Below are 24,141 nucleotides of genomic sequence, written 5' to 3'. Positions count from 1 at the left end.
TGACTATAATTTTCTTCATTCCAAACATTTGGCAAATGACTCATTGGCAAAGTTTTTCAATAATTTTTCAAACTCGCTCAAGCTTCAAGGATGAAATCTATGACAAGGCTGTCCACATCAATTAAGGCCTCTATGAAAAAAACTGCTACCGCACTGACTTTGGCTTGTAGCGTATTGTCAGTGATGAGTATTTCTCAAACACAGGCAGCCGATAATATTGATGTGACATTCCAGAATGTGTTACAGCAAGAACGTAGCTGGGCAGGTCTACAAAGTAAAAGCTTAAAAGTCGGTGATGTGACTTGGTCATATAGCGAAGGCGGCTCTACAACAAAACCGACTTTACTCCTTATTCATGGCCTAGCGGGTAGCCGTGATAACTGGAACCGAGTGGCTCGTTATCTCACCACAAATTACCATGTCATTATTCCTGATTTACCGGGTAGTGGTGAAACTATCGTTTCCCAAGACTTCGATTATTCAGTACCAAATCTTGCTGAAAAATTACGTCGCTTTGTTGAGGCTGCAAATTTAAAAGGTCCAATTCATATTGCTGGGCATTCACTCGGCGGATCTATTGCCCTGCTCTATGCTGGACAATATCCATTTGAAACCAAAAGTTTATTTTTAGTAGATAGCGGCGGTATTTTTCGCTCAGCCAATACAATTTATTTAAAAGATCCTGCTTACCTCAAACAACTTTTAGTGTCTAAAAAAGGTGACTTTAATTATTTATTAAAACAAACCATGTTTAATCCTCCATTTATTCCTAAAGAGTTTCTTCAAGCTCAAGAAAAGTTGATGATTGATCAAGCACCTCAAACACAAAAATTGGTTGATCAATTGATTGCACTTAATAAAGTTTACACACCAGACTCCTTTGCGGTACTTACCAAAACGATCGATGCACCGACGCTCATTCTATGGGGTAAACAAGATAAGATTATTAATGTCGAAGTAGCAAGTGAACTAAAACGACTTTTAAAGAATGCTCAGCCTCCAGTTATTTTAGAAAATGTAGGTCATATGCCAATATTGGAAGCTGAACAGTTGGTTATGCAACAATATCTACCGTTTTTACTTAAAGTAGAAACAAATCAGTCGTCAAAAACGACCACACCTTAATAAAACTTCGGACTTGTGAGACCTTATGTCTACCCAACCACTTATTGAAAAACTTATTGAAGCTCATCTAGATTTTTTAGATGAGCAATTTGCTCAGACTCAGGTGATCCAGCAAGAGTTTGAGCAATTTTATCATTGGTTGGGGAGTCGGCAATTACAACATCTGTGGACTTTTGAACAAATTCAACAGCTCATTCAAAAGCAGATTTTAGATACGCCTGCTTCTGATTTCCTGATTGAACAAATTGCTGAGCATATTCGCTTTGCATTGATTCATCCTGCAAATGAAACCGCAACTGTTGAAGATGTTATTCCTGTTCTAACGATTGACCGAATTGCACAATACGTTGCAAGTAAGGAACAGCACCGTAAAAAACTGATTAAAACGATTGTGAATAACCCTGCTTTTTCGGCCCTGCTCACGCAACTGATTCAGCAAACAATGCATGATTATTTAGATGAATCCATGTCAAAACGCGTGCCCGGTGTAGGTCGTTTTATGAAAATGGGGAAATCTGTTTTAGAAACAGTAACCGATTCAAATCTGGACGATACGATTAATCATTATTTGCAAAAGAATATTTTAAAACTCAGCCAAATGAGTGAGCGTGTTTTAAACCAACATTTTGACAATGATAAGCTCTACCATTTTCAGGCAAATGTTTGGCATAAAGTTAAAACTATGCCACTTTCTGTTTTAAAAAACTATATAGAAGTTCAAGATTTAACAAAAACTGTTGGCCTAGGACATGAAATCTGGGACCACATTCGTCAAACTGATTATTTAAAACAACAAGTACATGATGGTATCTATACTTGGTATGTACGTAATCAAGAGCGTAGTTTTGACTTGTTACTTCGTGACCTCAATATCGATGAAAGCTTAGTGCAACATGAGCTGACCACGTTACTTGTGCCTGTATTACAGCAGTTAATTACAACAGGACATTTAAGACGCCGTGCCCGTGTTTACTTAGAAAAGTTTTATTATTCTGAAAAAGTATTAGACATTTTAAATAACAAAGGCGCTTAGAGCGCCTTTGTTATTTAACTAATTAAAATTTATAAATAATTCCTAAATTATAACGACGTCCGTCTAAAACATAATTATAAGTTGCGATATCAACCTCTTTATCAAACAAGTTATAAATACCTGCCGCAACTTGGATTTTGTCAGTTGGTTTATAGTTCATACCAACATCAACTAGTCCATAAGCAGGCTTTCCTTCAGCCATTGACGTACGGCTTAAATATTCAGAAGTTTTGCTACGAAAATTCAAGCGACTCCACATATTGACTAAGTCATTAACTTGCCAATCTAAAGTGGTATTAAACATATGTTCCGGCATCTCATTTAAAGGCTGACCTTTAAATTGACCACTTTTTTGCTCTGTATCTGTATAGGTATAATTGGCATTTAGCTTTAAGTCAGGTGAAATGAGCCAACCAAACGTCGCTTCAACACCTCTCATATTGGCTTTATCCACATTTGTGCGTTGACTCACAAAATCAAAATCTAGACCTAACCACTTACACTCGCGAGCACCTGCATCTCCTGAGCACGTTCTAACTTCGGTAATTTTATCTTTAAATTCACTGTTAAAAATCGTTAAGCCAGCATTCAAGTTATTTAAATTATCCCACGCGAATGATAGCTCATAGTTGGTACTTTTTTCAGGTTTTAAATTTGGATTACCAACAATCACTCCAGCAGAACTGCTGCCACCTGTAGCTTGCCCCCATTCTGCTACGGTCGCTCTTAATGCAGGTGTTTTATAACCTGTTGATACGCCGCCTTTAATAATCCAGTTATCATTTAAAGTCCATACACCATATAATTTAGGACTGAAATGATCCCCAAATTTTTCATCTTGATCCATCCGTAATGACATTGTTAAAGTGAAAGGATCAATAATATTCCATGCATCTTCTGCAAATAATGCCCAGCTATAACGATCTAAATTAGAAACAGGTTGTGAGCCACCCACTTTTAATTGGTTACCTAAATCATCTAATTCTTCTTTTAGATAACTTCCGCCCACGCTAAGCGCATGATTTGCAAGTGTGATCTGGTTAAGCGTGTTAAATGTAGTATTTACAGCTTCCATATTTCTAGACGGGTTCTTATTTTCTTCGCGTTGAATATAAGAATGAGTCTTTACAGGACCAATGTCACCACGGTGCGTTAAACTATATTCTGTACGGTAATAGTCTGTTAATGAATCTACTGGTGGATTACGACCAGTTTGAATTGGTGAAACTGTTTTACCTATTGTGGCATTACGATTTTGGATAGAACGCTGATATTCAAGTTCAATGGTATGTTGGTCATTCGGAGTCAGACTTAAAGTAGCCCCACCAGCACGGATTTTTTGTTTGCTATAACCACCAATAATTTCATCTTCATCTCTTTGTGAAAATGTGCCATTGGCTTTTAAACCAAGTAAATTCTTAATTAAAGGTCCCGACACATAAGTATTGGCTTGGTAAAGATTTCCAGATTTATTATTTTCTTGAATTGTTGTATCTAACTTAACAGAACTGTTCCAAACATCTGCAACTTTTTTAGTAATGATATTAATCACACCACCCATCGCATCCGAACCATATAGACCCGACATTGGACCACGAATAACCTCAATACGTTCGATACTTTCGATTCCCGGTAACCAACCTTGCTCAATACCTGAATTATCACTATTTGGTCGCACAGAACGTGTATTTACTTTCTTACCATCAACCATGATAACGGTATATGCACTTCCCATCCCACGAATACTGATATCAGATGAGCTTCCACCACCTGTAACAACTACACCAGGAACATCTTTAAGTGCATCAGTTACATCACGATATGCTTTTTTATTAATTTCTTCTTGAGTTAAAACCGAAATCGAAGCTGCTGCTTTTTTTATATTTTGTTCAAAACCACTTGCTGTCACGACAATTTTTTCAAGTTGAGTAACTTCGCTTTCTTTTTCATTTTTTATGGAAGAATCAACTAAAATATTTTCACTTTCAGCGGCATAAGCCACAGGAAACATTACTGTAAGTACCGAAATTGATAATACAGATTGGAAAATACTCTTCGTCATACCCTACTCCAACATATTAAATTATGAATAAATATTAAGTTTTACTTAAACAAATGTAACAAATTTAAATAAAAAAATAAATAATATTGATAATTATTTTCAATTAAAAAGCCATAAAAAAACCTCATTACGAGGCTTTTTTATTTCACTTTTCAAATAATTTGATTATTTGAAATAAGCACCTTCAGCTTGTGTATGGTCTGTTTGGTCAACCACACGTTGAAGCTCAGGAATGTTCTCTCTTAAAGTAGTTTCTACACCTTGTTTCAAGGTAACATCAATTGCAGAACAACCTTGGCAACCACCACCAAATTTCAATACAGCAGTTAAACCGTGTTCTGGATCATCTTGTACTTCTACCAAGCTACAATTTCCGCCATGCCCTGCAAGACCTGGGTTAATTTCTGCCTGAAGAATGTAAGTAATACGTTCTTCAATCGAAGCATCTGGACCAACACGTGGAACTTTAGAATTTGGAGCACGGAAAGTGAGCTGACCACCAAAACGGTCTTTGTTGTAATCAATTACGGCATCTAAAAGATAAGGAATAGATGGCGCATCAATATACGCAGGAAAATCAGGATAGTCCTGCTTATAATCCGTTGGGATCACTTCTTCTGGCGCACTATATGCCATACAGCATTCTGCACGTGGCGTACCCGGATGCTCAACAAAAATTCGAACGCCAATTCCCGGAGTATTTTGCTTCGTTAGTAAATCGTGCAAATACTCTTGTGCAGATGGTGTAATCAAAAGGTTTGGAATTTCTTCTGCAACAGCAGTGTTGGTGTTCTCAGTCGACATAACAATATTCCTCAAGCTGATGCCTTTATATTAACCGAAGATGAGGTGGATTTAAAAAAAATCAACTAAATTTGTCGGATTTATACACAACAGGGTTTCAAGTTAAGTTTTTAATGGCATTATTGACCTCAGTATTGATCATTTTTTAAATATTTCTTATGTTGCATTTGCCGTTTAACCATACAGTTACTCTTATTATTATTACGGTCATTATCTCTTTACTTGCTTTTAGCAATCAAAATGTAATGAACCGATTGATTTTTTGGCCGCCTGCAATGCAACGTGGACAAATTGATCGATTCATTACTCATGGCTTTATCCATGCCGACGGAACACATTTACTGTTCAACATGATTACCCTGTTTTTCTTTGGCAGTATCATTGAAAGTTTTTACCGCCAATATTTCTATGACATGGGTTTTGTGTTGTTCTATTTAGGTGGCTTAATCTTTGCGATTTTGCCAAGCTATTTACAACATAAAAATGATGCGAATTGGGCCAGCCTAGGTGCTTCAGGTGCTGTTTCAGCGGTTTTATTTGCTTATATTCTGTTTCAGCCATGGAAGCTGATTTTTGTATTCTTCATTCCTGTACCCGCTATTATTTTTGCTATTTTATATGTGGCGTACAGTATTTGGGCTGGTAAACGTGGTAATAGTCATATTAACCATAGTGCTCATTTATGGGGTGCAGCTTACGGAATCATCGTAACCATTTTACTTGAACCTAAAGTTATTCCACATTTCTTAGACCAGCTTACCCGTCTTCCTTTCTAAACGATATAAATCAAAGAAAAGCCCGTTATGGGCTTTTCTTTTTTTCTGATTTATTTATCTGCATAAATTCTCAGTCTTTTTTCTGATTTTCTTTGATCAATTCGTTGTTTTGTTTGCAAAAACCATCTGATTAAACTCATGCCAATTCTTTTAATAATTCAGATGATACAATGAAGTACAGAGCAATTTTATCTAGCCTTTCCATTGCTTTATTTAGCTTATCTCTGGCTGGATGTAATGACAATGATAATCAAGAAAATGTCGTAAGCACGCCTAAGCAACCCAATATCTTATTTATTATGGCTGATGACTTAGGCTATTCAGATTTAGGGGCTTTTGGTGGCGAAATTCATACCCCTAATATTGATAGTCTGGCTCAAGAAGGTCGACTTTTAACGGATTATCATACTGCCCCGACCTGTTCGCCAACACGCTCTCAACTTATTTCCGGTACTGATCATCATTTAGCTGGTATTGGGGCAATGGCGGAACTCACCCCAGAGCATTTGAAGGGACAACCAGGTTATGAGGGCTATTTAAACGAACGTTCTTTATCGATTGCCCAAGTACTTAAAGACAATGGTTACCGCACGTATATTAGTGGTAAATGGCATTTAGGCTTAACCCCTGAAAGCAATGCACATGCTAAGGGTTTTGATCATTCATTTACCTTATTACAAGGTTTAGACCATCATTTTAAACAAGCTCCAAGTGCCTTTAAACGAAATTCAACTTATACAGAAGATGGGCAAATTATTCCAATTTCGGCATTGCCTGATGACTTTTTCTCTACCAACTATTTTACCGACAAATTACTCAGCTACTTAGATTCAGGCAAAAATAGTGGCAAACCGTTCTTTGCTTATGCTGCCTATACGGCGCCTCACTGGCCAATTCAAGCCCCAGCCGAATATCGTGAAAAATATCGCGGAGTTTATGATGTAGGCTACGATGCAATTCGTAATGCCCGCATTGCGAGACAAAAACAGCTTGGAATTATTCCTGCAAACTTTGATGCAGCAGAACCAATTGCGACTCAAAATGCTCCACAAAAATATGGGAAATGGGATGAGTTAACAGTCGAACAAAAAGCATTAGAAGCTCGTAAGATGGAAATCTATGCGGGCATGGTAGAAAATCTTGATGCCAATGTAGGCCGCATTATTCAATATCTCAAACAAAATAATCTTTATGACAATACTTTAATTTTCTTTGTTTCAGACAATGGTGCAGAAGGTTTTGTACGTGGCGGATATGGCAGTGAATCTGGTTTTGATAACTCTGTAGCAAACGTAGGTACACCTAGTTCGTACCACTATATCGGGCCACGTTGGGCCGAAGTCAGTGCCGCACCTTTCCACTTATGGAAAGATACAGCGGGCGAAGGCGCAACGACTGCCCCTGCTATTGTGAAATTACCAAATCAGAAAAAAGCGGAAGAGACAAATCATAGCTTTGCATCTGTACTCGATGTTTTCCCTACCTTACTAGAATATGCTCATATTCCAGTACCACAAGGTCAATATAATGGCCGGGCCATTAATACGCCATCTGGAATTTCATGGAAACCTTTGCTTGAAAACAAAACCGATACTATTCGCCCTGCAAATTTTAGCTTTGCCGATGAGTTACATGGCAGCAAATATGCAAAACAAGGTGAATGGAAAATCGCACTTCAAGGGCGGCCTGAATTAGGCACAGGGACTTGGGAGCTATACAACATTAAATTAGATCGCGGTGAAAGACAAAACGTTGCTCAGCTTTATCCTGCAAAAGTTCAAGAACTCTTATCGGTCTATCAAAAATATACTGAAAAAAATGGTGTGCAGGGATATAACGCCAAATGAAATTGAAGCCATTTTTAGTTACCACAATCAGCCTGTCTATTATGACGGGCTGTAGCGAATCTTCAAAATTTTCTGAATCTAGGCCTTCGACGCAACAGCAAACATCTTTAGCTGATTTAGGGTCTATTGAAAAGTGTCAAAACTATAGTGGTCTGCCTCAGGGTTGGCTCAAACAGCCTACAGCAGGAATGGTTTTAATTGCCGATGGAGATTTTAACTTTGGTTCTGAAAAGGCCTATCCCGATGAACTTAATTTTGGAAAAAAGCAGCGCGAAGTCAAAGGATTTTGGATTGACCAAACTGAAGTTACGGTCGCTCAGTTTGCAAGTTTTGTAAAAGCAACTGGCTATATTACCGATGCCGAAAAACAAAAACAGGCTGCTGTTTTCTCACCAGACCCTCATCACTCACAGCAATGGTGGCAGCTAAAATCAGGGTATACATGGAAAACGCCAAACGGCGGTACTGGAGCTATAGCAAATCCTAAGGAGCCTGTAAGGTATGTAAGTAAAAATGATGCTGAACATTATGCAGTGTGGCTAGGACATGATTTACCAACAGAACTAGAATGGGAATATGCAGCTAAAGCTAATTCAAAAACTGATACCCCTTTACATCAGGCCCCTACTGATGAACATCAACATCCGCAAGCCAATTACTGGCAAGGCGAATTCCCTTTTCAAAACCTAAATCAAGATCACTTTAAAGGTGTTGCACCCGTTGGATGTTTTGCGGCAAATAAATTCAAACTATTTGATATGATTGGAAATGTATGGGAATGGACATCTTCTCCTTATCAAGGTGCTCATGACCAGCATATGGGAAATTATTCTGATTTACGTCAACAAGAAATCACCAGCACTCAATATGTAATTAAAGGTGGATCTTTTCTTTGTGCACAAAATTATTGTTCACGTTATCGTAGCAGTAGCCGTTATCCACAAGATTTTGATTTAGCTGCAACACATGTTGGATTTCGGACTATTTTACGGTCTCCTTAATTTCTTCTTAATTCGACTGATTAAAGATATTTTTTAACCAAAATTAGGTCGAAAAATAATCAAAATATTTTTATAGTACAAATGAGAATGATAAAAAAGTGAGAACAAGATGAAAACTTTACTTCTTTGTGCCGCAGCAATTTTCACAATGTCACTATCAGCCTGTGCGGTCCATACACCTGAAGGTAGTATTGTGATTGACCCTGATTCACCATATTACGGACATCCAGGAGGCTTTTGCCCACCAGGACAAGCTAAAAAAGGACGTTGTTAGAAATACCCTCTTTTAAAGTAATTTTGAAGTTACTCTAAAGAAATAGACTTCAAGCAAGTGATGAATTGAATACTAAATGGAGGGTTCCAGCCCAAAAATAGATGGGATGAAACTAGAAAATTATGGTGTAAAAAAATCACCATATCCCCAAGATTTTTAAAAGACAATCTTACGTTGTCTTCTATCTAGTTTCACCCCAATTCTTTCTTATTCCGTTTGACTTTTCTTACCGCTTAAGAAAAAAGTCTAGTTTTTAATCATTTCTGTATCTCTATTATTGATACATTTTGAACATTTTACCTTCAGGTTAATACTGATGTATTTGCTTAATACAAAATAAACATTTATGTAACGTAAGTCTATAAAAATGTTCTAAAAATGTGAAAAAAATTAAGGTCAAAATGAGATGAATTTATCATAATAACTTTCTCTTTCACGTTTCATCACATAAATAATCAATATTATTTTGTCAGTTATTGCCACTCGTTTCCTTTCATTGGCATAGATAATGTATACACATGTATATTAACCCAGTCGTATAAACGAGATATTTTATGTCCAGCACAAGTCAAGTCGAAGGTCTACAATTTCCGGTACACGCCTCAACAAAAAAACAAAGTACATCTCTTACAGGCCAAGAGATTTTGTCAGAGGCCTTATCTATTGTAGATAATAAAACCGCACAACAAGTGTTGAATGAAAAAAACTGGCGAAAAAACTATCCTTTATATTTTAAAGCTCTTGTTAAACAAGGGATTTCTAATATCAGCAACCCAATTACTATTGCGAAGCAAGGGTTGCATAAAGCTCACCATATTTTTGATTATTATCGTGATGGTAAACACTACCTTTTAAAAGATGCCGTTCATATTGCTTCATCTACTCCTCTTTATACAGTAAAACTTAAAGGTGAAAGTGAGGCAGCACCAGAGTGGTATGTTCCTTATAAAGGACAAAAGCTGAGTGGACAAAGCTTACTGGACCAAATTCAACGCTGGGAAGAAGCTGGTATTATTGAGCCAAGTCATGCAAAAGCACTTCGTGAAGCTATTACTCATCCTGAATGGTTCGATTTGTCTGACCGTACGATGGTGCTGTTTGGTGCAGCCTCAGAAGCAGGACCACTGCCTTGGTTAGCCAAATGGAAAGCAAATATTGTTGCTGTAGATTTACCAAACTCACGAGTCTGGGGCAAAATCTTAAATACGATTCAACAAGGGAATGCAACACTCATTGCACCATGTGTTGAAGCCGTTGATTCCTCAGCAAAAGCTTCTGAGTTAAAAGATAAGCTGGGTGCAAATTTACTGACTCAATTACCAGAAATAGCGCAGTGGCTGGTGCAGTTTCCACAAAAGTTAGATTTGGCAGCAATCGCCTATTTAGATGGTGAAAAGCATGTCCGCGTTTCCATGGCAATGGATAGCATCATGCAATTTGTGAGCGAGCATAAGCCTGATACAAGCCTTATGTTTATGTGTACTCCAACCGATGTTTATGCAGTACCAAAAGAAGTTGCAGAGGCTGCTCAAGAGAAATTTAAATCCCGCAGAAAAATGCAAAAGTTGGCAGTAAAAGGTGTTTCTGCTCTTTCGCTCAATCGTTTTTTTCAAGCGCCATATCAAGACTTGGTTACATGTGAAAATGGAAAAACTTATGGTATTGCCGACTGCTTAGTGGTTGAACAAGGTCCAAACTATGCTTTGGCAAAGCGTATTCAACAATGGCGTGCTATTTTGGCCCGCCATCAAGGACAACGTGTCAGCATTAATATTGCACCATCGACAACCACTCATTCAGTGACTAAAAATCCATTATTGAAAGCAGCTTTTAATGGCGCAGAACTTTTCGATGTAGAAGCATTTAGCCCTGAAACCACCAATGCCATTATGGCGGCACTCTGGATTCATGACTTAAGAAATGAGTCTTCTGTCGCGAATCCTGAAACTGTCTTAGACCATCCGCTTGAACTTATGATGGAAGGTGCCAATCATGGTGGTCTATGGCGTGTCGCTTATTTAGCACGAACTGCCCTGCCTTTCGCTGCAATTTATGGTTTTGCTACCGAAAAACTCCCTTTTAGAAAATCATCTAAAAAATAATTTGATTAAAGCCCAATCCTAGAATTGGGCTTTTTTCTAATGTGTCTTTATTTATATTGAAAGTGTGATAGATATTTTTGCATTTCATCAGGAGGCACCATGCCGCCCCCAGTAGCCCATATTACATGATTTGCCTGTTGCAACTGCTCAGCTGTAAACTGGTGTAAAGCCAAGTAATCAGGACTCGTCTGAACATAATACGGCCCCATCATGCCTGCTACTGCAGAAGGCTCAAGCTGAATATTCTCAGTTTGATTTAAAAGCGCTATGAGCTCGTATAAACGTTCATCATGAATGGTGTAGTAGCCATCGATTAATTGTTGCATGGCACGCCCGACAAAACCTGAAGCACGCCCTACCGCAAGTCCGTCTGCCGCAGTAACGTTATCAATGCCAATGTCATTAACTGAAATCTGATCATGCAAACCTGTGTGGACACCAAGTAACATACATGGCGAATGTGTTGGTTCTGCAAAGATACAATGTACATGCTCACCAAAAGCCAGTTTTAGTCCAAAACTCACCCCACCAGGGCCACCACCGACGCCACATGGCAAATAAACAAATAATGGGTGTTCAGCATCGACTTTAATTTGTTTTTGTTCAAATTGCTGTTTTAAGCGTATTCCTGCAACGGCATAACCTAAAAATAATGTTGTTGAGTTTTCATCATCAATGAAAAAGCCGTGTGGATCTTGCTCTGCGGCTTTTCGTCCTTCTTCAACAGCTACGCCGTAATCACTCGCATATTCTACAACGTTGACGCCAAGTGAACGTAGTTTGTCTTTTTTCCACTGTCTAGCATCAGCCGACATATGAACAGTGACTCTAAAGCCCAGTTTGGCGCTCATAATGCCAATAGAAAGCCCAAGATTGCCCGTAGAACCTACTGCAATTTGATACTTAGAAAAGAATGCCCTAAATGAATCTTGATCTAATTTACTATAATCATCTTCTGGTTTGAGTAACCCTGCCTGCATGGCAAGTTTTTCAGCATGTGTGAGCACTTCATAAATGCCACCACGTGCTTTGATGGAGCCTGAAATTGGTAGATGACTATCCTTTTTCAGCCAGAATGTTCCGTTAAGCTGTACTTGTTTTGCTGAAGAAAGTGCTTGTTGCATATGAGCAATTTCAACAATATCTGATTCAATTTTTCCCTGTTGTGCTTGAGTTTCAGGAAATACTTTTGCCAAATAAGGTGCGAAACGCGCTAGTCTTGCTTCTGCTTCACTTACATCTTTAGCGGTTAGTCCAACTTTTTCTAAAGCTTCTTTTAAAGGATAGCGATGAGGTGTAAACCAAAATGTTTCTTGATAGGTTTGAAGTGTTTCAATAAGTGGAAATTGTTGTTTTAGCTGATCTATTTGAACCGCATTCATAATATATCCTGATATAAAATTTTAAGCCCAGCCTATAAAGCTGTTTAATGACCTATAACAACTTATTAATTTATAGATGAATGTACATGAAAAATAGTCTCAACTTTAAAAACTAAACAAATAAAAAAGCCACTGTGAACAGTGGCTTTAATTTTTAAATGCGTTTATACAAACTGTAAGAATAACCAGTACAAACCACCTGACAAACAGATTGTTGCAGGAAGAGTAAATACCCATGCAGAGAGAATTGTCTTCACGGTATTAAAGTTTAAACCTGATTTATTCGCGACCATCGTACCCGCAACAGCACTGTTTAAAACGTGTGTGGTTGAAACTGGCATACCTAAACCATCAGCAGCTGCAATTGTACTCATTGCAACAAGCTCAGCAGACATCCCTTGACCATAAGTCATGTGGTGCTTACCAATACGCTCACCTACAGTCACAACAATACGTTTCCAACCCACCATTGTGCCTAGACCAAGTGCTAAAGCAACAGCCACTTTTACCCAAGTTGGAATGTATTGTAAGAATGAATCTAAGCTACTACGGTATTCTTTCACAAGCTTTTTCTGTGAGTCATCCATTTTTGGTAAAGCATCTGCTTTATCCAAACGTTTAAACGTCGTGGTGCTTAAATACATGTCATTACGAATTTCGCTAATTGCAGCTTCAGGAATATCTTTTAAGTTGCTATAGCTAGAAACTCGTTCACCCAAGTGATCAGTCATACTTGCCAATGCAGGCACAACTTCTGGAGTTTGCTGTTTAGTTTGAATATATTTAGTCAGAATAACACGTGCTTTTTCATCGGTTAATTCTGGCTGATTTTGATTCAAAAATACGGCAGTTTGAGAAGAAAGCTGATGGAATGATTGAACTTGCTGAGTATCAAGATTTTTATTTAATGAATAAGCCAACGGCACCAGACCAACCAAAATCAGCATGATGAGCCCCATACCCTTTTGACCGTCATTAGAACCATGTGCAAAACTCACACCTGTACAGGTAAAGATCAAAATTGCACGAATGATTGCTGGTGGTGGTTTATTCCCTTCAGGTGGCTGGAATAATTCTAATTGGCGTTTAAAAATAGTTTTAACCAACAAGAATACAATCGCTGCAAAAGCGAAACCAATTAAAGGTGAAAATAATAATGCCTTACCGACTTTAATCACCTGATCCATATCAACACCACTGGTCGTTACGCCAGTCGATGCACTCAATAGATGGTTCATAATGCCCACACCCAAGATTGAACCAATCAAGGTATGAGAGCTAGAAGCAGGAATACCCAAGAACCAAGTACCTAAGTTCCAGAGAATCGCAGCAATAAGCAATGCAAAAACCATTGCGAAACCTGCACCGCTACCCATATTCATGATCAATTCAACCGGCAACAATGCAATAATGCCGTAAGCGACTGCGCCGCTTGCAACCATTACCCCAAGGAAATTACAAAAACCAGCCCACATGACTGCAACCGGTGCTGGTAAAGCATTGGTGTAAATCACTGTTGCTACTGCATTTGCAGTATCGTGGAAGCCATTTACAAACTCAAAGCCTAAAGCAATCAAGAGTGCAGTTGATAAAAGAATAACTGAATAAAGACTCAAAGGTGGTACATGTGCTAAATCAGCACTCACCTGAAATCCAATATAAATAAGTGTTGCAACAATAATCGTCAGAAACACCGGCATAAAAAATTTAGGTGTCGGGACATGTACATTCGTCGATTTGACTTGCAGGTTTGCCGCAAGTTTTGAATCCGAAACAGGGGGTAGATTAGAATTCATGCAGACGGTAAGAGGATAAAAAAATCCTCTGTATTCTTAAATTAAATTATGACAATTATATGACAAAGCGGCGCCCGATGAAGTCAATTTTTCACATTTTGACCTCATTTGATGCACCTTTCCTCTACGGTTTTTATTTTTTTATTTAAATACAATAATTTACATAAACCCCCTTCCATCTATTTTATGACTATTTTTGAAGCAAAAATATCTAAAAAATTACCTAAACGTCTACTTTTTAAACACCACAACTGTCATAAAACCGAATATTGGAGATGAAATATTTCAATATCATGATCATTTTATGAATATTTGATGAAAAAACGATCTTTATTTGTCATAAAAGTCGTTTTTTAATGAATTTATTACAGTGAATGATGGGTCGTTATAGGTCATCAATTGCGCAACTATTCTGTTACAATAGCGCCGCATTTTTAAATTCATATAAAAGATCGGGGTTTTCTATGTCTACGCTTGCCACCCTAAAAGCGCTTCTTGCTAAACGCATTCTGATTATTGATGGTGCTATGGGAACTATGATCCAGCGCCATAAATTGGAAGAAGCCGACTACCGTGGTGAGCGTTTTGCCGATTGGGCACATGACTTAAAAGGTAACAATGACCTTTTGGTTCTGACCCAGCCTCAAATCATTCAAGGTATTCATGAAGCTTATCTTGATGCTGGTGCAGACATTATTGAAACTAATAGCTTTAACGGCACGCGTGTTTCAATGTCTGACTATCATATGGAAGATCTTGTTCCAGAGATTAACCGTGAAGCAGCACGTTTAGCTAAAGCAGCTTGTGAGAAGTATTCGACTCCAGATAAACCGCGTTTTGTAGCAGGTGTACTTGGACCAACATCGCGTACTTGTTCCATTTCACCGAATGTAAATGACCCTGCCTTTCGTAACATCACTTTTGATGAGCTAAAAGAAAACTATATTGAAGCGACGCATGCGCTGATTGAAGGCGGTGCAGATATCATTTTGATTGAAACCGTATTTGATACACTAAACTGTAAAGCTGCGATTTTTGCGGTTAAAGAAGTCTTTAAGCAAATTGGTCGTGAATTACCAATCATGATTTCAGGGACCATTACCGATGCATCGGGTCGTACATTAACAGGCCAAACTGCCGAAGCGTTCTGGAACTCTGTACGTCATGGCGACTTGCTATCGATTGGCTTTAACTGTGCGCTTGGTGCTGATGCAATGCGCCCTCACGTAAAAACCATTTCCGATGTCGCAGATACTTTCGTTTCAGCGCATCCAAATGCGGGCTTACCAAACGCTTTTGGCGAATATGATGAAACGCCGGAACAAACTGCAGCATTCTTAAAAGAATTTGCAGAAAGCGGCTTAATCAATATTACTGGTGGTTGCTGTGGTACAACACCTGACCATATTCGTGCGATTGCCAATGCGGTAAAAGATATTACTCCTCGTCAAGTTCCTGAAACTGTACCTGCGTGTCGTTTGAGTGGTTTAGAACCATTTAATATTTATGATGACTCATTGTTCGTTAACGTGGGTGAACGTACTAACGTTACAGGTTCGAAAAAATTCTTACGCTTAATCCGTGAAGAAAACTTTGCTGAAGCTTTAGAAGTTGCACAGCAACAAGTTGAAGCTGGCGCACAGATTATTGACATTAACATGGATGAAGGGATGCTCGATTCGCAAAATGCGATGGTGCATTTCTTAAACCTTGTAGCTTCTGAGCCAGATATTTCACGTGTGCCAATCATGATTGACTCATCAAAATGGGAAATCATTGAAGCTGGCTTAAAATGCGTACAAGGTAAACCCGTTGTTAACTCGATTTCTTTAAAAGAAGGTTATGACGAGTTTGTAGAAAAAGCTCGCCTGTGCCGTCAATATGGTGCTGCGATTATTGTCATGGCATTTGATGAAAAAGGTCAGGCCGACACTGCTGAACGTAAGCGTGAAATCTGTAAGCGCTCATATGATATTTTGGTTAATGATGTCGGCTTCCCTGCTGAAGATATTATTTTTGACCCAAACGTATTTGCAGTAGCAACAGGTATTGAAGAACACAACAATTATGGCGTCGATTTCATTGAGGCCACAGGTTGGATTAAACAAAACTTACCGCACGCTATGATTTCTGGTGGCGTATCGAACGTTTCATTCTCGTTCCGTGGTAACGAGCCTGTTCGTGAAGCCATTCACTCTGTGTTCTTGTACCATGCTATCAAGCAAGGCATGACCATGGGTATTGTGAATGCTGGCCAAATGGCAATTTATGATGATATTCCAGCCGAGCTAAAACAAGCAGTTGAAGATGTCATCTTAAACCAAAACCAAGGTGAGTCTGGTCAGGCTGCGACTGAAAAATTGCTTGAAGTGGCTGAAAAATACCGTGGACAAGGCGGTGCTACAAAAGAAGCCGAGAACCTTGAATGGCGTAATGATTCAGTCGAAAAACGTCTTGAATATGCTTTAGTTAAAGGTATTACCACTTACATTGATGAAGATACCGAAGAAGCTCGCCTCAAAGCCAAACGTCCTTTAGATGTAATCGAAGGCGCTTTGATGGACGGTATGAACGTGGTTGGTGACTTGTTCGGTTCGGGCAAAATGTTCTTACCACAGGTTGTGAAATCTGCACGTGTTATGAAGCAAGCTGTGGCTTGGCTCAACCCGTACATTGAAGCTGAAAAAACAGGTAGCCAATCTAAAGGTAAAGTCCTGATGGCAACTGTTAAAGGTGACGTACACGATATTGGTAAAAATATCGTAGGCGTGGTACTCGGCTGTAATGGTTATGACATTGTTGATCTTGGCGTAATGGTACCTTGCGAGAAAATCTTACAAACTGCAATTGATGAAAAATGTGACATCATCGGTTTGTCAGGTCTGATTACTCCATCTTTAGATGAGATGGTATTTGTTGCGAAAGAAATGCAACGCAAAGGCTTTAACATTCCTTTATTAATTGGTGGTGCGACTACTTCTAAAGCCCATACAGCAGTAAAAATTGATCCTCAGTACCAAAACGATGCCGTGATTTATGTTGCCGATGCTTCACGTGCTGTGGGTGTTGCAACCACCCTGCTTTCGAAAGAAATGCGTGGAAACTTTATTGCAGAGCACCGTGCTGAATATGCCAAGATTCGCGAGCGCTTAGCCAACAAACAGCCAAAAGCTGCAAAATTGACCTATGCTGAGTCAGTTGAAAACGGTTTTAAAATTGACGAAAGCTATGTACCACCAAAACCAAATCTTTTAGGAACACAAGTTCTCACTAACTACCCTCTTGCAACCCTTGTAGAGTATTTTGACTGGACACCATTCTTCATTTCTTGGAGCTTGGCAGGTAAATTCCCGAAAATTTTAGAAGATGAAGTAGTTGGTGAAGCTGCAACTGACTTGTACAACCAAGCTCAAGCGATGTTGAAAGATATTATCGACAACAACCGTTTTGATGCTCGTGCTGTATTTGGTATGTTTCCTGCTCAACGCACTAACGCTGACACAGTGAGCGTATTTGATGAAGCGGGTCAAAATGTTACGCATACTTTTGAACACTTACGCCAGCAATCTGACAAAGTGACAGGTAAACCAAACTTGTCTTTGGCAGATTATATTCGTACTGACCGTGAACAACAGGACTACTTAGGCGGATTCACTGTATCGATTTTTGGTGCAGAAGAACTGGCAAATGAATACAAAGCCAAAGGTGATGACTACTCTGCAATTTTAGTGCAGTCATTGGCAGACCGTTTTGCTGAAGCCTTTGCAGAACACTTGCATGAACGCATTCGTAAAGAGTTCTGGGGCTATAAAGCGGATGAGCAGCTTAGCAATGAAGAACTGATTAAAGAGAAATATGTCGGTATTCGCCCTGCACCGGGTTACCCTGCTTGCCCAGAGCACTCTGAAAAAGCGGTGTTGTTCGACTGGTTAGGTTCTACCGACAAAATCGGTACTAAACTGACTGAACACTTTGCAATGATGCCACCATCTTCAGTAAGTGGTTTCTACTATTCGCATCCTCAAAGCGAATACTTTAACGTGGGCAAGATCTCTCAAGACCAACTTGAAGATTATGCAAAACGTAAAGGCTGGACACTGGATGAAGCTAAACGTTGGTTAGCTCCGAATTTAGATGATTCGATTGCTTAAGTTTTTAAATCATCTTGATTAAAAATAGGGCGTGAAGGAAATTCCATCACGCCCTTTTCAATTTGAAAGTTTAATCTTTCTACTTCAAATGTGCCTTGATCTTCTCTTTCACTGCTTCAGTTGAAATACCATAGCGATCATGCAAAGTGGGCAATGCGCCTGCATCTAAAAATGCATCTGGCAAACCAATCATGTCAAAACGAGGATGTTGCCCATTTTTTAAAAGTAGTGAGCCAACAGCCTCCCCTAAACCACCAACCACTGAATGATTTTCAGCAGTTAAAACAGGACGGCCACCTTTAGCGACTTCATCCAAAATAGTTTGTTCATCTAGAGGCTTAATGGTAGGCACATGCAGCACTGAAACCTCAATGCCCTCTTTTTCAAGCTCTTCCGCTGCCTCAAGCGCACGCATAGTCAATAGACCAGTGGAAATAATGAGTAAATCTTTACCCGGTTTAATCACCTGTGCCTTACCCAATTTAAACTGGTAGTTGTATTTATCGAGCACTAACGGAACCTGACCACGCAATAAACGCATATATACGGGGCCATTATGCGCGGCAATCTGAGGAATTGCCTGTTCTATTTCTAAGGCATCACATGGATCGATAATCATCAAGTTCGGCATAGCACGGAAAATTGCAATATCATCCGTTGCCTGATGACTTGGGCCGTAGCCTGTGGTTAATCCCGGAAGAGCTGCTACAATTTTGACATTCAGGTTATCTTCCGCAATTGCCATACAAATAAAATCGTAGGCACGGCGTGATGCAAACACAGCATAGGTCGTCGCAAAAGGAACAAATCCTTCACGAGCAAGTCCTGCTGCTGCGCTCATCAAAAGTTGTTCTGCCATGCCCATTTGGAAAAACTTGTCGGGGTTTTCTTTGGCAAAAATATGTAGGTCTGTATATTTTGATAAATCTGCTGATAAACCTACGATATCGTCACGCTCTTTTGCCAAGGCATTCAGTGCATGCCCAAATGGAGCTGGTTTAGTCGGTTGGCCCTCGGCAGCAATAGAAGCAATCATTGCCGAAGTGGTTAGTTTTTTCTTAGGAGGATTGGCTAACTGGCTCATGGTGTATTCCTTACTGTCCGTAGTGGGTCAAAATATTTAAAGCATCGTCCCATTCATGTTCATCAACACGAATAAAGTGTGTTTTTTCGCGGCTTTCCAAGAACGACACGCCTTTACCCATTTTGGTGTCACAAATAATGACGCGTGGGCATGCTCCTTCATGGTTTCGCGCTTGATCGAATGCTTCAAGCAAAGCTTCCATGTTGTTGCCATCTACACGTTGGGTGTACCAACCAAATGACTGCCAACGATCAACAATTGGCTCAAACGCTAAAATTTCGCTGGAGTGCCCATCTGCCTGCTGATTATTCACATCAATAATGGCAATCAAGTTATCTAGTTTCCAATGCGAAGCAGACATCACTGCCTCCCATGTTGAGCCTTCATTTAGCTCTCCATCGGACAGTAAGTTATAAACAAAAGCATCCGACTTTTTCTGTTTTAGCCCTAAACAAGCACCGACTGCAATTCCAAGACCATGACCCAATGAGCCACCTGTAATTTCCATACCGGGTGTATAGGAAGCCATGCCCGACATTGGTAACCGACTGTCATCGGCTCCGTAGGTTTCAAGCTCTTCAAGCGGAATAATTTTTGCTTCAATTAAGGCTGCATAGAGTGCAATTGCATAGTGCCCAATAGAAAGATAAAAACGGTCACGGCCTTCCCATTCAGGGTTTTCTGGCTGATATTTCATCGCATGAAAATAAGACACGGCGAGCAAATCTGCTGCACCTAAAGCTTGTCCAACATAGCCTTGGCCTTGTACTTGCCCCATGCGTAAAGCATGTTGGCGAATGTGGTAGGCACGTTGTTGCAACTCGGCAATTTGGCCTGCTTTATCAACATTTAACATTGTCATTTACTATTCCTTATTAACGATTGACCAGTTTTGCCGGAACACGCAGAACCAAACTGGCACCGAAAATTAATACTGCTGTGATTAAGAACATGCCGATTGCATTTGAACCCGTGTTGGTAGTGACCCAACCGATTAAATAAGGTGAGCAAAATCCTGCAAGATTGGCGAAGCTATTCACTGCTGCGATACCTGCCGCTGCGGAAACACCACCCAAAAAGTTGGTCGGCAACATCCAGAATAAAGAGGATGCCGTCAGCACACCTGAGGCTGCGATGCAAAGGCAAATTAAAGAAAGCGTTAGATTTGAAGCGAATAAAGTCGCAAATGTAAGTGCTAAAGCGCCTGCACACATCGGGATAATTAAGTGCCAGCGGCGTTCTTGAAAATGGTCACCGCTACGCCCTGCCAAAATCATGACCACAATGGCACACATATAAGGCAGGCTTGTGAGCAAACCTATATGCCAGTTATTACTAATGCCCGAATTACGAATAAGAGTTGGTAGCCAAAATGTAATGGCGTATTGCCCCATCACGACACAAAAATAAATACCTGCCAGTAGCCATAAGCGTTTATCTGCAATGAACTCTTTGACGCTAGCATGACCTTCTTTGTGCTGGTTATCCTGAGCAAGTTCTTGCTTCACCAAGTTCTTTTCATCTTGGGTTAACCAGTTGGCGTCTTGAACTGAATCTTTTAAAACAGCAAGTACAAGCAGGCCAACAAGTACAGTAGGAATGGCTTCAATTACAAACATCCACTGCCATCCAAACCAGCCATGTACGCCGCTCATTCGGTCCATGATTAAGCCTGAAAGTGGTCCACCAATCATTCCTGAAATTGGAATCGCGATAAACCAAAGTACGGTCATGCGTGCACGGCGGTAAGATGGAAACCAATAAGTGAGGTAGAGCAACAAACCCGGAGCTAGTCCAGCTTCAGCAACACCAAGCAAAAAACGTAAGGTGTAAAATTGCCATTCGGTTTGAACAAAAGCAAAACAACCTGACAAAATGCCCCATGTAATCATGATTCGGGCAATCCAACGTCTTGCGCCTACCTTGTGAAGTACAATGTTACTTGGTACTTCACAGAGGAAATAACCAATAAAGAAAATCCCTGCGCCTAGACCATATACAGCTTCACTAAACTGTAAATCGCTCATCATTTGGAGCTTGGCAAAACCCACGTTTACTCGATCTAAATAGGCACAAAAATAACAAAGCATTAAAAATGGCATGAGCCGAAATGCAATTTTTCGATAGGCAGATTTACGAACCGCCGTATCTACTTCAGATGAAAATACTGTATCCATCATGCGAATCCCTTTACATTTGGCCACAGTATCCTCTTGTGACCATCATTCTATTTTTAGTTTTGAAATAGTGAGCGATTAATGAATCAGCATGCCACCATTTACATCGAGTGTGACACCAGTTAAGTAAGCTGACAGATCACTTGCCAAAAATAATGCTGCATTTGCAACATCTTGCGCTTTACCTAAGCGGCCGAGTGGAATACCTGCCAAAATGTCGTGACGACGGTCATCATTCATTAAACCGCCAGTAATATCAGTCTGGATTAGACCTGGAGTAAGAGAATTTACACGAATCTGATCAGCACCAAACTCACGAGCCATCGCTTTTGCCAGACCTAACACGCCTGCTTTGGCAGCGCTATAATGTGGCCCGCCAAAAATACCACCACCACGTTGTGCTGAAACTGAAGATAGACAGACAATACTTCCGCCACCGTTTGCTTTCATAGATGGAATAACAGCTTGCGACATAATCAGTGTTCCGCGCAGGCTGACATCTAAAATACGGTCATAGTCACTGCGTTGAATATCGAGGGTTTTAACTGGCTGAGTAATACCAGCATTGTTAATTAAAATATCAATCTTGCCATAGTGCTGTAGTGCTTGTTCAACAGCTACTTTGACCTGTTCTTCGTTCGCAACGTTTGCAGCAAGGCCTAAATGTCCTTCACCAAGCGCCTTTGCAGCGTTTTGGCTTTGAGCAAGATCTAAATCAACAATAATGACTTTGGCACCCTGTTGTGCAAAGATTTCTGCGGTTGCTCGCCCAATTCCACGTTCTGATGCTGCACCCGTAATTAATGCCACTTTTTCTTGTAGTAACATGTTCAATCCTCTTTTACGCTTTATTTTCTGAGTTCTGACTTAGAATCTCTTTTTTCACAAAGCCCAGCAATCAGCTCAAATTCAACAAAACATGAAAAAAATTCATGCCTGTGCTATTTTCAAATAAGTTTTAGGGATAAAAATGGATCATTTCATGGATAGTAGTGAAAACAATTTCAACCACATGCCTTCAATTAAAACCTTACAGGCTTTTGAACAAACCGCCCGTTTCGGCAATGTTGCCAAGGCAGCCGAGCATTTGAATCTCACGCCTTCGGCAGTAAGTCATCAAATTGCTAAGCTTGAAGAAATGATTGGGCAGAGTTTATTTATTCGTGGCGCCCGGGGTGTGACGCTTACCCCTTCTGGCGAACGCTATTTTCAAGATGTCACCACCATTTTGCATAACCTGATGTTAGCCACGGAAAAAGCTGCCGATAAAAGCCCTAAAGACAGTTTATATATTCACTCATCCCCAAGTTTTGGTTTGCTTTGGTTATTACCGCGCCTTGAATCATTTAAAGAAAAGTTCCCCATGGTTCAGGTTAACTTGTCATGTTCCTATGAAAATTTGCACTTTACTCGCGACAAGATCGACATTGATATTCGTCATGGTTTGCCCAACTGGACAGGGGTAGAAATCAGAACGATTCGTAATGAAAAGCTTGAAGTGCTTGCGTCCCCTAAGCTGCTGGAACGTAGTCCGGTTTATAAACCTCAAGATTTATTAAAGAAAGAACTGATTTTATCGCGCTCGACCTTAGTCACTTGGCCACAATGGTTTGCCCATCAGGGTCTAACTATTCCTGAGTTTCCCTACACTTTGAGTTTTGACCGCTCTTATATGTCACTTGAGGCAGCCACACACGGACTAGGATTTGTTTTAGAAAGTAATTTACTCACTCAAAATTACTTAGAATCTGGAAAGTTGGTTAGAGTTTTTGCAGATGAGTTATCGATTCCTATCTCTGCTCATCATTTGGTATATCCACGAACCCATCAATTTATTCCTAAAATTGAGCTGTTTTTAAACTGGATTCATGATGAGTTGGCAGGCTAAGAAATCATTTCTTAAATGATCTGAATTTGCTCAACTCTTAAGTGATGCATCATCTCTCGAACAAATACAAAGTAGGTAAAAACATAAAGCTGATTTGGAGCCATTTGATTTGTGTAGTAGCTCAAACGCTCAATAAAATCATTAAATCCATGCTCAAGCTCAATACGGCTGATTTGCTTTTTAGCACTAAAAAATAACTGACTGAGGTGTGTCATAGCAGCATCAGACGTAACAGCTACCCCACTTATATTTAAATTTCTGAGGGGCTTTGACTCGATGATTTCTTCAATAAAATAAATCATCTTTTCGATAGCGAGTTCATCAATCACGCCATCGCTGACACTTTTTGAATTAACAAAACCTAAGCCCTGCTCAAGGTGAATGTGTTGGCTGTCTACATCAAACGAGAGACTATTTAGACCAAGTGAAAATTTTAAAACCGAGTCGGGATGAGTCATAAAAATAACTTACCGTTGAATTTTGCTCATAAGATTAATTTCTTTATAAACATAAATTGAACCAGTTTTTCCAATATTTAACATTAACTAATCAATTATTATTAACACTACATATAATAAAAACCTCTTTAAAAAGATGAAAAATCAATCTTATATTCATCCAGTCTTACTATTAAAAAAT

The 24,141-nt window shown here is 39.6% G+C and carries 18 protein-coding genes; 9 read left to right on the top strand and 9 right to left on the bottom strand.

Features of this window, described 5'->3' with window-relative positions; genetic code table 11:
- The first annotated feature begins 99 nt into the window (after positions 1-99).
- Together ACTJJH_RS10215 and ACTJJH_RS10210 are read left to right on the top strand one after the other, a co-directional pair.
- Positions 100-1,125 (top strand): alpha/beta fold hydrolase, encoded by a 1,026-nt coding sequence (locus ACTJJH_RS10215; protein WP_078220348.1) that lies wholly within the window; start codon positions 100-102, stop codon positions 1,123-1,125.
- A 25-nt stretch (positions 1,126-1,150) separates the two neighbouring features.
- A complete protein-coding gene (locus tag ACTJJH_RS10210) occupies positions 1,151-2,158 on the top strand; it encodes a hypothetical protein (RefSeq protein WP_262727980.1) in 1,008 nt (335 codons plus the stop codon).
- Positions 2,159-2,180: 22 nt separating this feature from the next.
- Here the strand turns inward: ACTJJH_RS10210 and ACTJJH_RS10205 are convergent, their stop codons facing one another.
- Both ACTJJH_RS10205 and nfuA read right to left on the bottom strand, forming a co-directional pair.
- The gene (locus tag ACTJJH_RS10205; RefSeq protein WP_440601095.1) at positions 2,181-4,220 is read right to left on the bottom strand and encodes a ligand-gated channel protein; all 2,040 of its coding nucleotides are present in this window, start codon (positions 4,218-4,220) and stop codon (positions 2,181-2,183) included.
- Between the two features lie 165 nt (positions 4,221-4,385).
- Positions 4,386-5,024: a Fe-S biogenesis protein NfuA gene (gene nfuA, locus ACTJJH_RS10200; protein WP_002117617.1), complete on the bottom strand. Its 639-nt coding sequence runs from the start codon at positions 5,022-5,024 to the stop codon at positions 4,386-4,388.
- A 158-nt stretch (positions 5,025-5,182) separates the two neighbouring features.
- Here nfuA and ACTJJH_RS10195 point away from each other — a divergent pair, with 158 nt between their 5' ends.
- The 5 genes from ACTJJH_RS10195 to ACTJJH_RS10175 all read left to right on the top strand — a co-directional run bounded on the left by ACTJJH_RS10195 (position 5,183) and on the right by ACTJJH_RS10175 (position 11,024).
- Entirely contained in the window at positions 5,183-5,800 is a 618-nt protein-coding gene (locus tag ACTJJH_RS10195; protein ID WP_002117778.1) for a rhomboid family intramembrane serine protease, read from the top strand.
- Positions 5,801-5,970: 170 nt separating this feature from the next.
- Positions 5,971-7,647: an arylsulfatase gene (locus ACTJJH_RS10190; RefSeq protein WP_440601094.1), complete on the top strand. Its 1,677-nt coding sequence runs from the start codon at positions 5,971-5,973 to the stop codon at positions 7,645-7,647.
- Entirely contained in the window at positions 7,644-8,648 is a 1,005-nt protein-coding gene (locus ACTJJH_RS10185) for a formylglycine-generating enzyme family protein (RefSeq protein WP_032037208.1), read from the top strand. Before ACTJJH_RS10190 ends, ACTJJH_RS10185 begins: the two co-directional genes overlap by 4 nt.
- 109 nt (positions 8,649-8,757) lie before the next feature.
- Positions 8,758-8,922 (top strand): hypothetical protein, encoded by a 165-nt coding sequence (locus ACTJJH_RS10180; protein ID WP_000854552.1) that lies wholly within the window; start codon positions 8,758-8,760, stop codon positions 8,920-8,922.
- A gap of 554 nt (positions 8,923-9,476) precedes the next feature.
- Positions 9,477-11,024, top strand: coding sequence for a hypothetical protein (locus tag ACTJJH_RS10175; RefSeq protein ID WP_032037206.1), 1,548 nt, complete (start codon positions 9,477-9,479; stop codon positions 11,022-11,024).
- A gap of 47 nt (positions 11,025-11,071) precedes the next feature.
- Here the strand turns inward: ACTJJH_RS10175 and ACTJJH_RS10170 are convergent, their stop codons facing one another.
- A complete protein-coding gene (locus tag ACTJJH_RS10170; RefSeq protein ID WP_440601093.1) occupies positions 11,072-12,406 on the bottom strand; it encodes a D-serine ammonia-lyase in 1,335 nt (444 codons plus the stop codon).
- 164 nt (positions 12,407-12,570) lie between these two features.
- Entirely contained in the window at positions 12,571-14,202 is a 1,632-nt protein-coding gene (locus ACTJJH_RS10165; protein ID WP_005070664.1) for an inorganic phosphate transporter, read from the bottom strand.
- Between the two features lie 464 nt (positions 14,203-14,666).
- On the opposite strand from ACTJJH_RS10165, the gene metH reads away from it, so the two are divergent.
- The gene (metH, locus tag ACTJJH_RS10160) at positions 14,667-18,353 is read left to right on the top strand and encodes a methionine synthase (protein ID WP_440601092.1); all 3,687 of its coding nucleotides are present in this window, start codon (positions 14,667-14,669) and stop codon (positions 18,351-18,353) included.
- A gap of 79 nt (positions 18,354-18,432) precedes the next feature.
- On the opposite strand, the gene ACTJJH_RS10155 is transcribed toward metH, so the two are convergent.
- The 4 genes from ACTJJH_RS10155 to ACTJJH_RS10140 form a co-directional block, all read right to left on the bottom strand.
- The gene (locus ACTJJH_RS10155; protein ID WP_304591614.1) at positions 18,433-19,437 is read right to left on the bottom strand and encodes a transketolase family protein; all 1,005 of its coding nucleotides are present in this window, start codon (positions 19,435-19,437) and stop codon (positions 18,433-18,435) included.
- A gap of 10 nt (positions 19,438-19,447) precedes the next feature.
- The gene (locus ACTJJH_RS10150) at positions 19,448-20,293 is read right to left on the bottom strand and encodes a transketolase (RefSeq protein ID WP_000935658.1); all 846 of its coding nucleotides are present in this window, start codon (positions 20,291-20,293) and stop codon (positions 19,448-19,450) included.
- A gap of 19 nt (positions 20,294-20,312) precedes the next feature.
- Complete coding sequence (locus tag ACTJJH_RS10145; RefSeq protein WP_440601091.1) at positions 20,313-21,614, bottom strand: MFS transporter; 1,302 nt, start codon at positions 21,612-21,614, stop codon at positions 20,313-20,315.
- Between the two features lie 78 nt (positions 21,615-21,692).
- Entirely contained in the window at positions 21,693-22,442 is a 750-nt protein-coding gene (locus ACTJJH_RS10140) for an SDR family NAD(P)-dependent oxidoreductase (RefSeq protein ID WP_440601090.1), read from the bottom strand.
- Between the two features lie 184 nt (positions 22,443-22,626).
- On the opposite strand from ACTJJH_RS10140, the gene ACTJJH_RS10135 reads away from it, so the two are divergent.
- Positions 22,627-23,502: a LysR substrate-binding domain-containing protein gene (locus tag ACTJJH_RS10135; RefSeq protein ID WP_440601116.1), complete on the top strand. Its 876-nt coding sequence runs from the start codon at positions 22,627-22,629 to the stop codon at positions 23,500-23,502.
- Positions 23,503-23,513: 11 nt separating this feature from the next.
- Here the strand turns inward: ACTJJH_RS10135 and ACTJJH_RS10130 are convergent, their stop codons facing one another.
- Positions 23,514-23,960 (bottom strand): hypothetical protein, encoded by a 447-nt coding sequence (locus tag ACTJJH_RS10130; protein ID WP_005139903.1) that lies wholly within the window; start codon positions 23,958-23,960, stop codon positions 23,514-23,516.
- Positions 23,961-24,141 lie beyond the last annotated feature (181 nt).

Source organism: Acinetobacter sp. 22301, assembly GCF_052045285.1.
Classification (GTDB): domain Bacteria; phylum Pseudomonadota; class Gammaproteobacteria; order Pseudomonadales; family Moraxellaceae; genus Acinetobacter; species Acinetobacter pittii.
The sequence above is the reverse complement of the archived record's forward strand: the minus strand, read 5'-3'. Positions and strand labels throughout refer to the sequence as shown.

Coding starts and splice junctions, on each gene's coding strand:
- ACTJJH_RS10210 (WP_262727980.1), top strand. CDS start 1,151: ATGTCTACCCAACCACTTATTGAAAAACTTATTGAAGCTCATCTAGAT.
- ACTJJH_RS10205 (WP_440601095.1), bottom strand. CDS start 4,220: ATGACGAAGAGTATTTTCCAATCTGTATTATCAATTTCGGTACTTACA.
- ACTJJH_RS10145 (WP_440601091.1), bottom strand. CDS start 21,614: ATGGATACAGTATTTTCATCTGAAGTAGATACGGCGGTTCGTAAATCT.
- ACTJJH_RS10155 (WP_304591614.1), bottom strand. CDS start 19,437: ATGAGCCAGTTAGCCAATCCTCCTAAGAAAAAACTAACCACTTCGGCA.
- ACTJJH_RS10165 (WP_005070664.1), bottom strand. CDS start 14,202: ATGAATTCTAATCTACCCCCTGTTTCGGATTCAAAACTTGCGGCAAAC.
- metH (WP_440601092.1), top strand. CDS start 14,667: ATGTCTACGCTTGCCACCCTAAAAGCGCTTCTTGCTAAACGCATTCTG.
- ACTJJH_RS10130 (WP_005139903.1), bottom strand. CDS start 23,960: ATGACTCATCCCGACTCGGTTTTAAAATTTTCACTTGGTCTAAATAGT.
- ACTJJH_RS10190 (WP_440601094.1), top strand. CDS start 5,971: ATGAAGTACAGAGCAATTTTATCTAGCCTTTCCATTGCTTTATTTAGC.
- ACTJJH_RS10140 (WP_440601090.1), bottom strand. CDS start 22,442: ATGTTACTACAAGAAAAAGTGGCATTAATTACGGGTGCAGCATCAGAA.
- ACTJJH_RS10185 (WP_032037208.1), top strand. CDS start 7,644: ATGAAATTGAAGCCATTTTTAGTTACCACAATCAGCCTGTCTATTATG.
- ACTJJH_RS10150 (WP_000935658.1), bottom strand. CDS start 20,293: ATGTTAAATGTTGATAAAGCAGGCCAAATTGCCGAGTTGCAACAACGT.
- ACTJJH_RS10215 (WP_078220348.1), top strand. CDS start 100: ATGACAAGGCTGTCCACATCAATTAAGGCCTCTATGAAAAAAACTGCT.
- ACTJJH_RS10175 (WP_032037206.1), top strand. CDS start 9,477: ATGTCCAGCACAAGTCAAGTCGAAGGTCTACAATTTCCGGTACACGCC.
- nfuA (WP_002117617.1), bottom strand. CDS start 5,024: ATGTCGACTGAGAACACCAACACTGCTGTTGCAGAAGAAATTCCAAAC.
- ACTJJH_RS10180 (WP_000854552.1), top strand. CDS start 8,758: ATGAAAACTTTACTTCTTTGTGCCGCAGCAATTTTCACAATGTCACTA.
- ACTJJH_RS10135 (WP_440601116.1), top strand. CDS start 22,627: ATGCCTTCAATTAAAACCTTACAGGCTTTTGAACAAACCGCCCGTTTC.
- ACTJJH_RS10170 (WP_440601093.1), bottom strand. CDS start 12,406: ATGAATGCGGTTCAAATAGATCAGCTAAAACAACAATTTCCACTTATT.
- ACTJJH_RS10195 (WP_002117778.1), top strand. CDS start 5,183: ATGTTGCATTTGCCGTTTAACCATACAGTTACTCTTATTATTATTACG.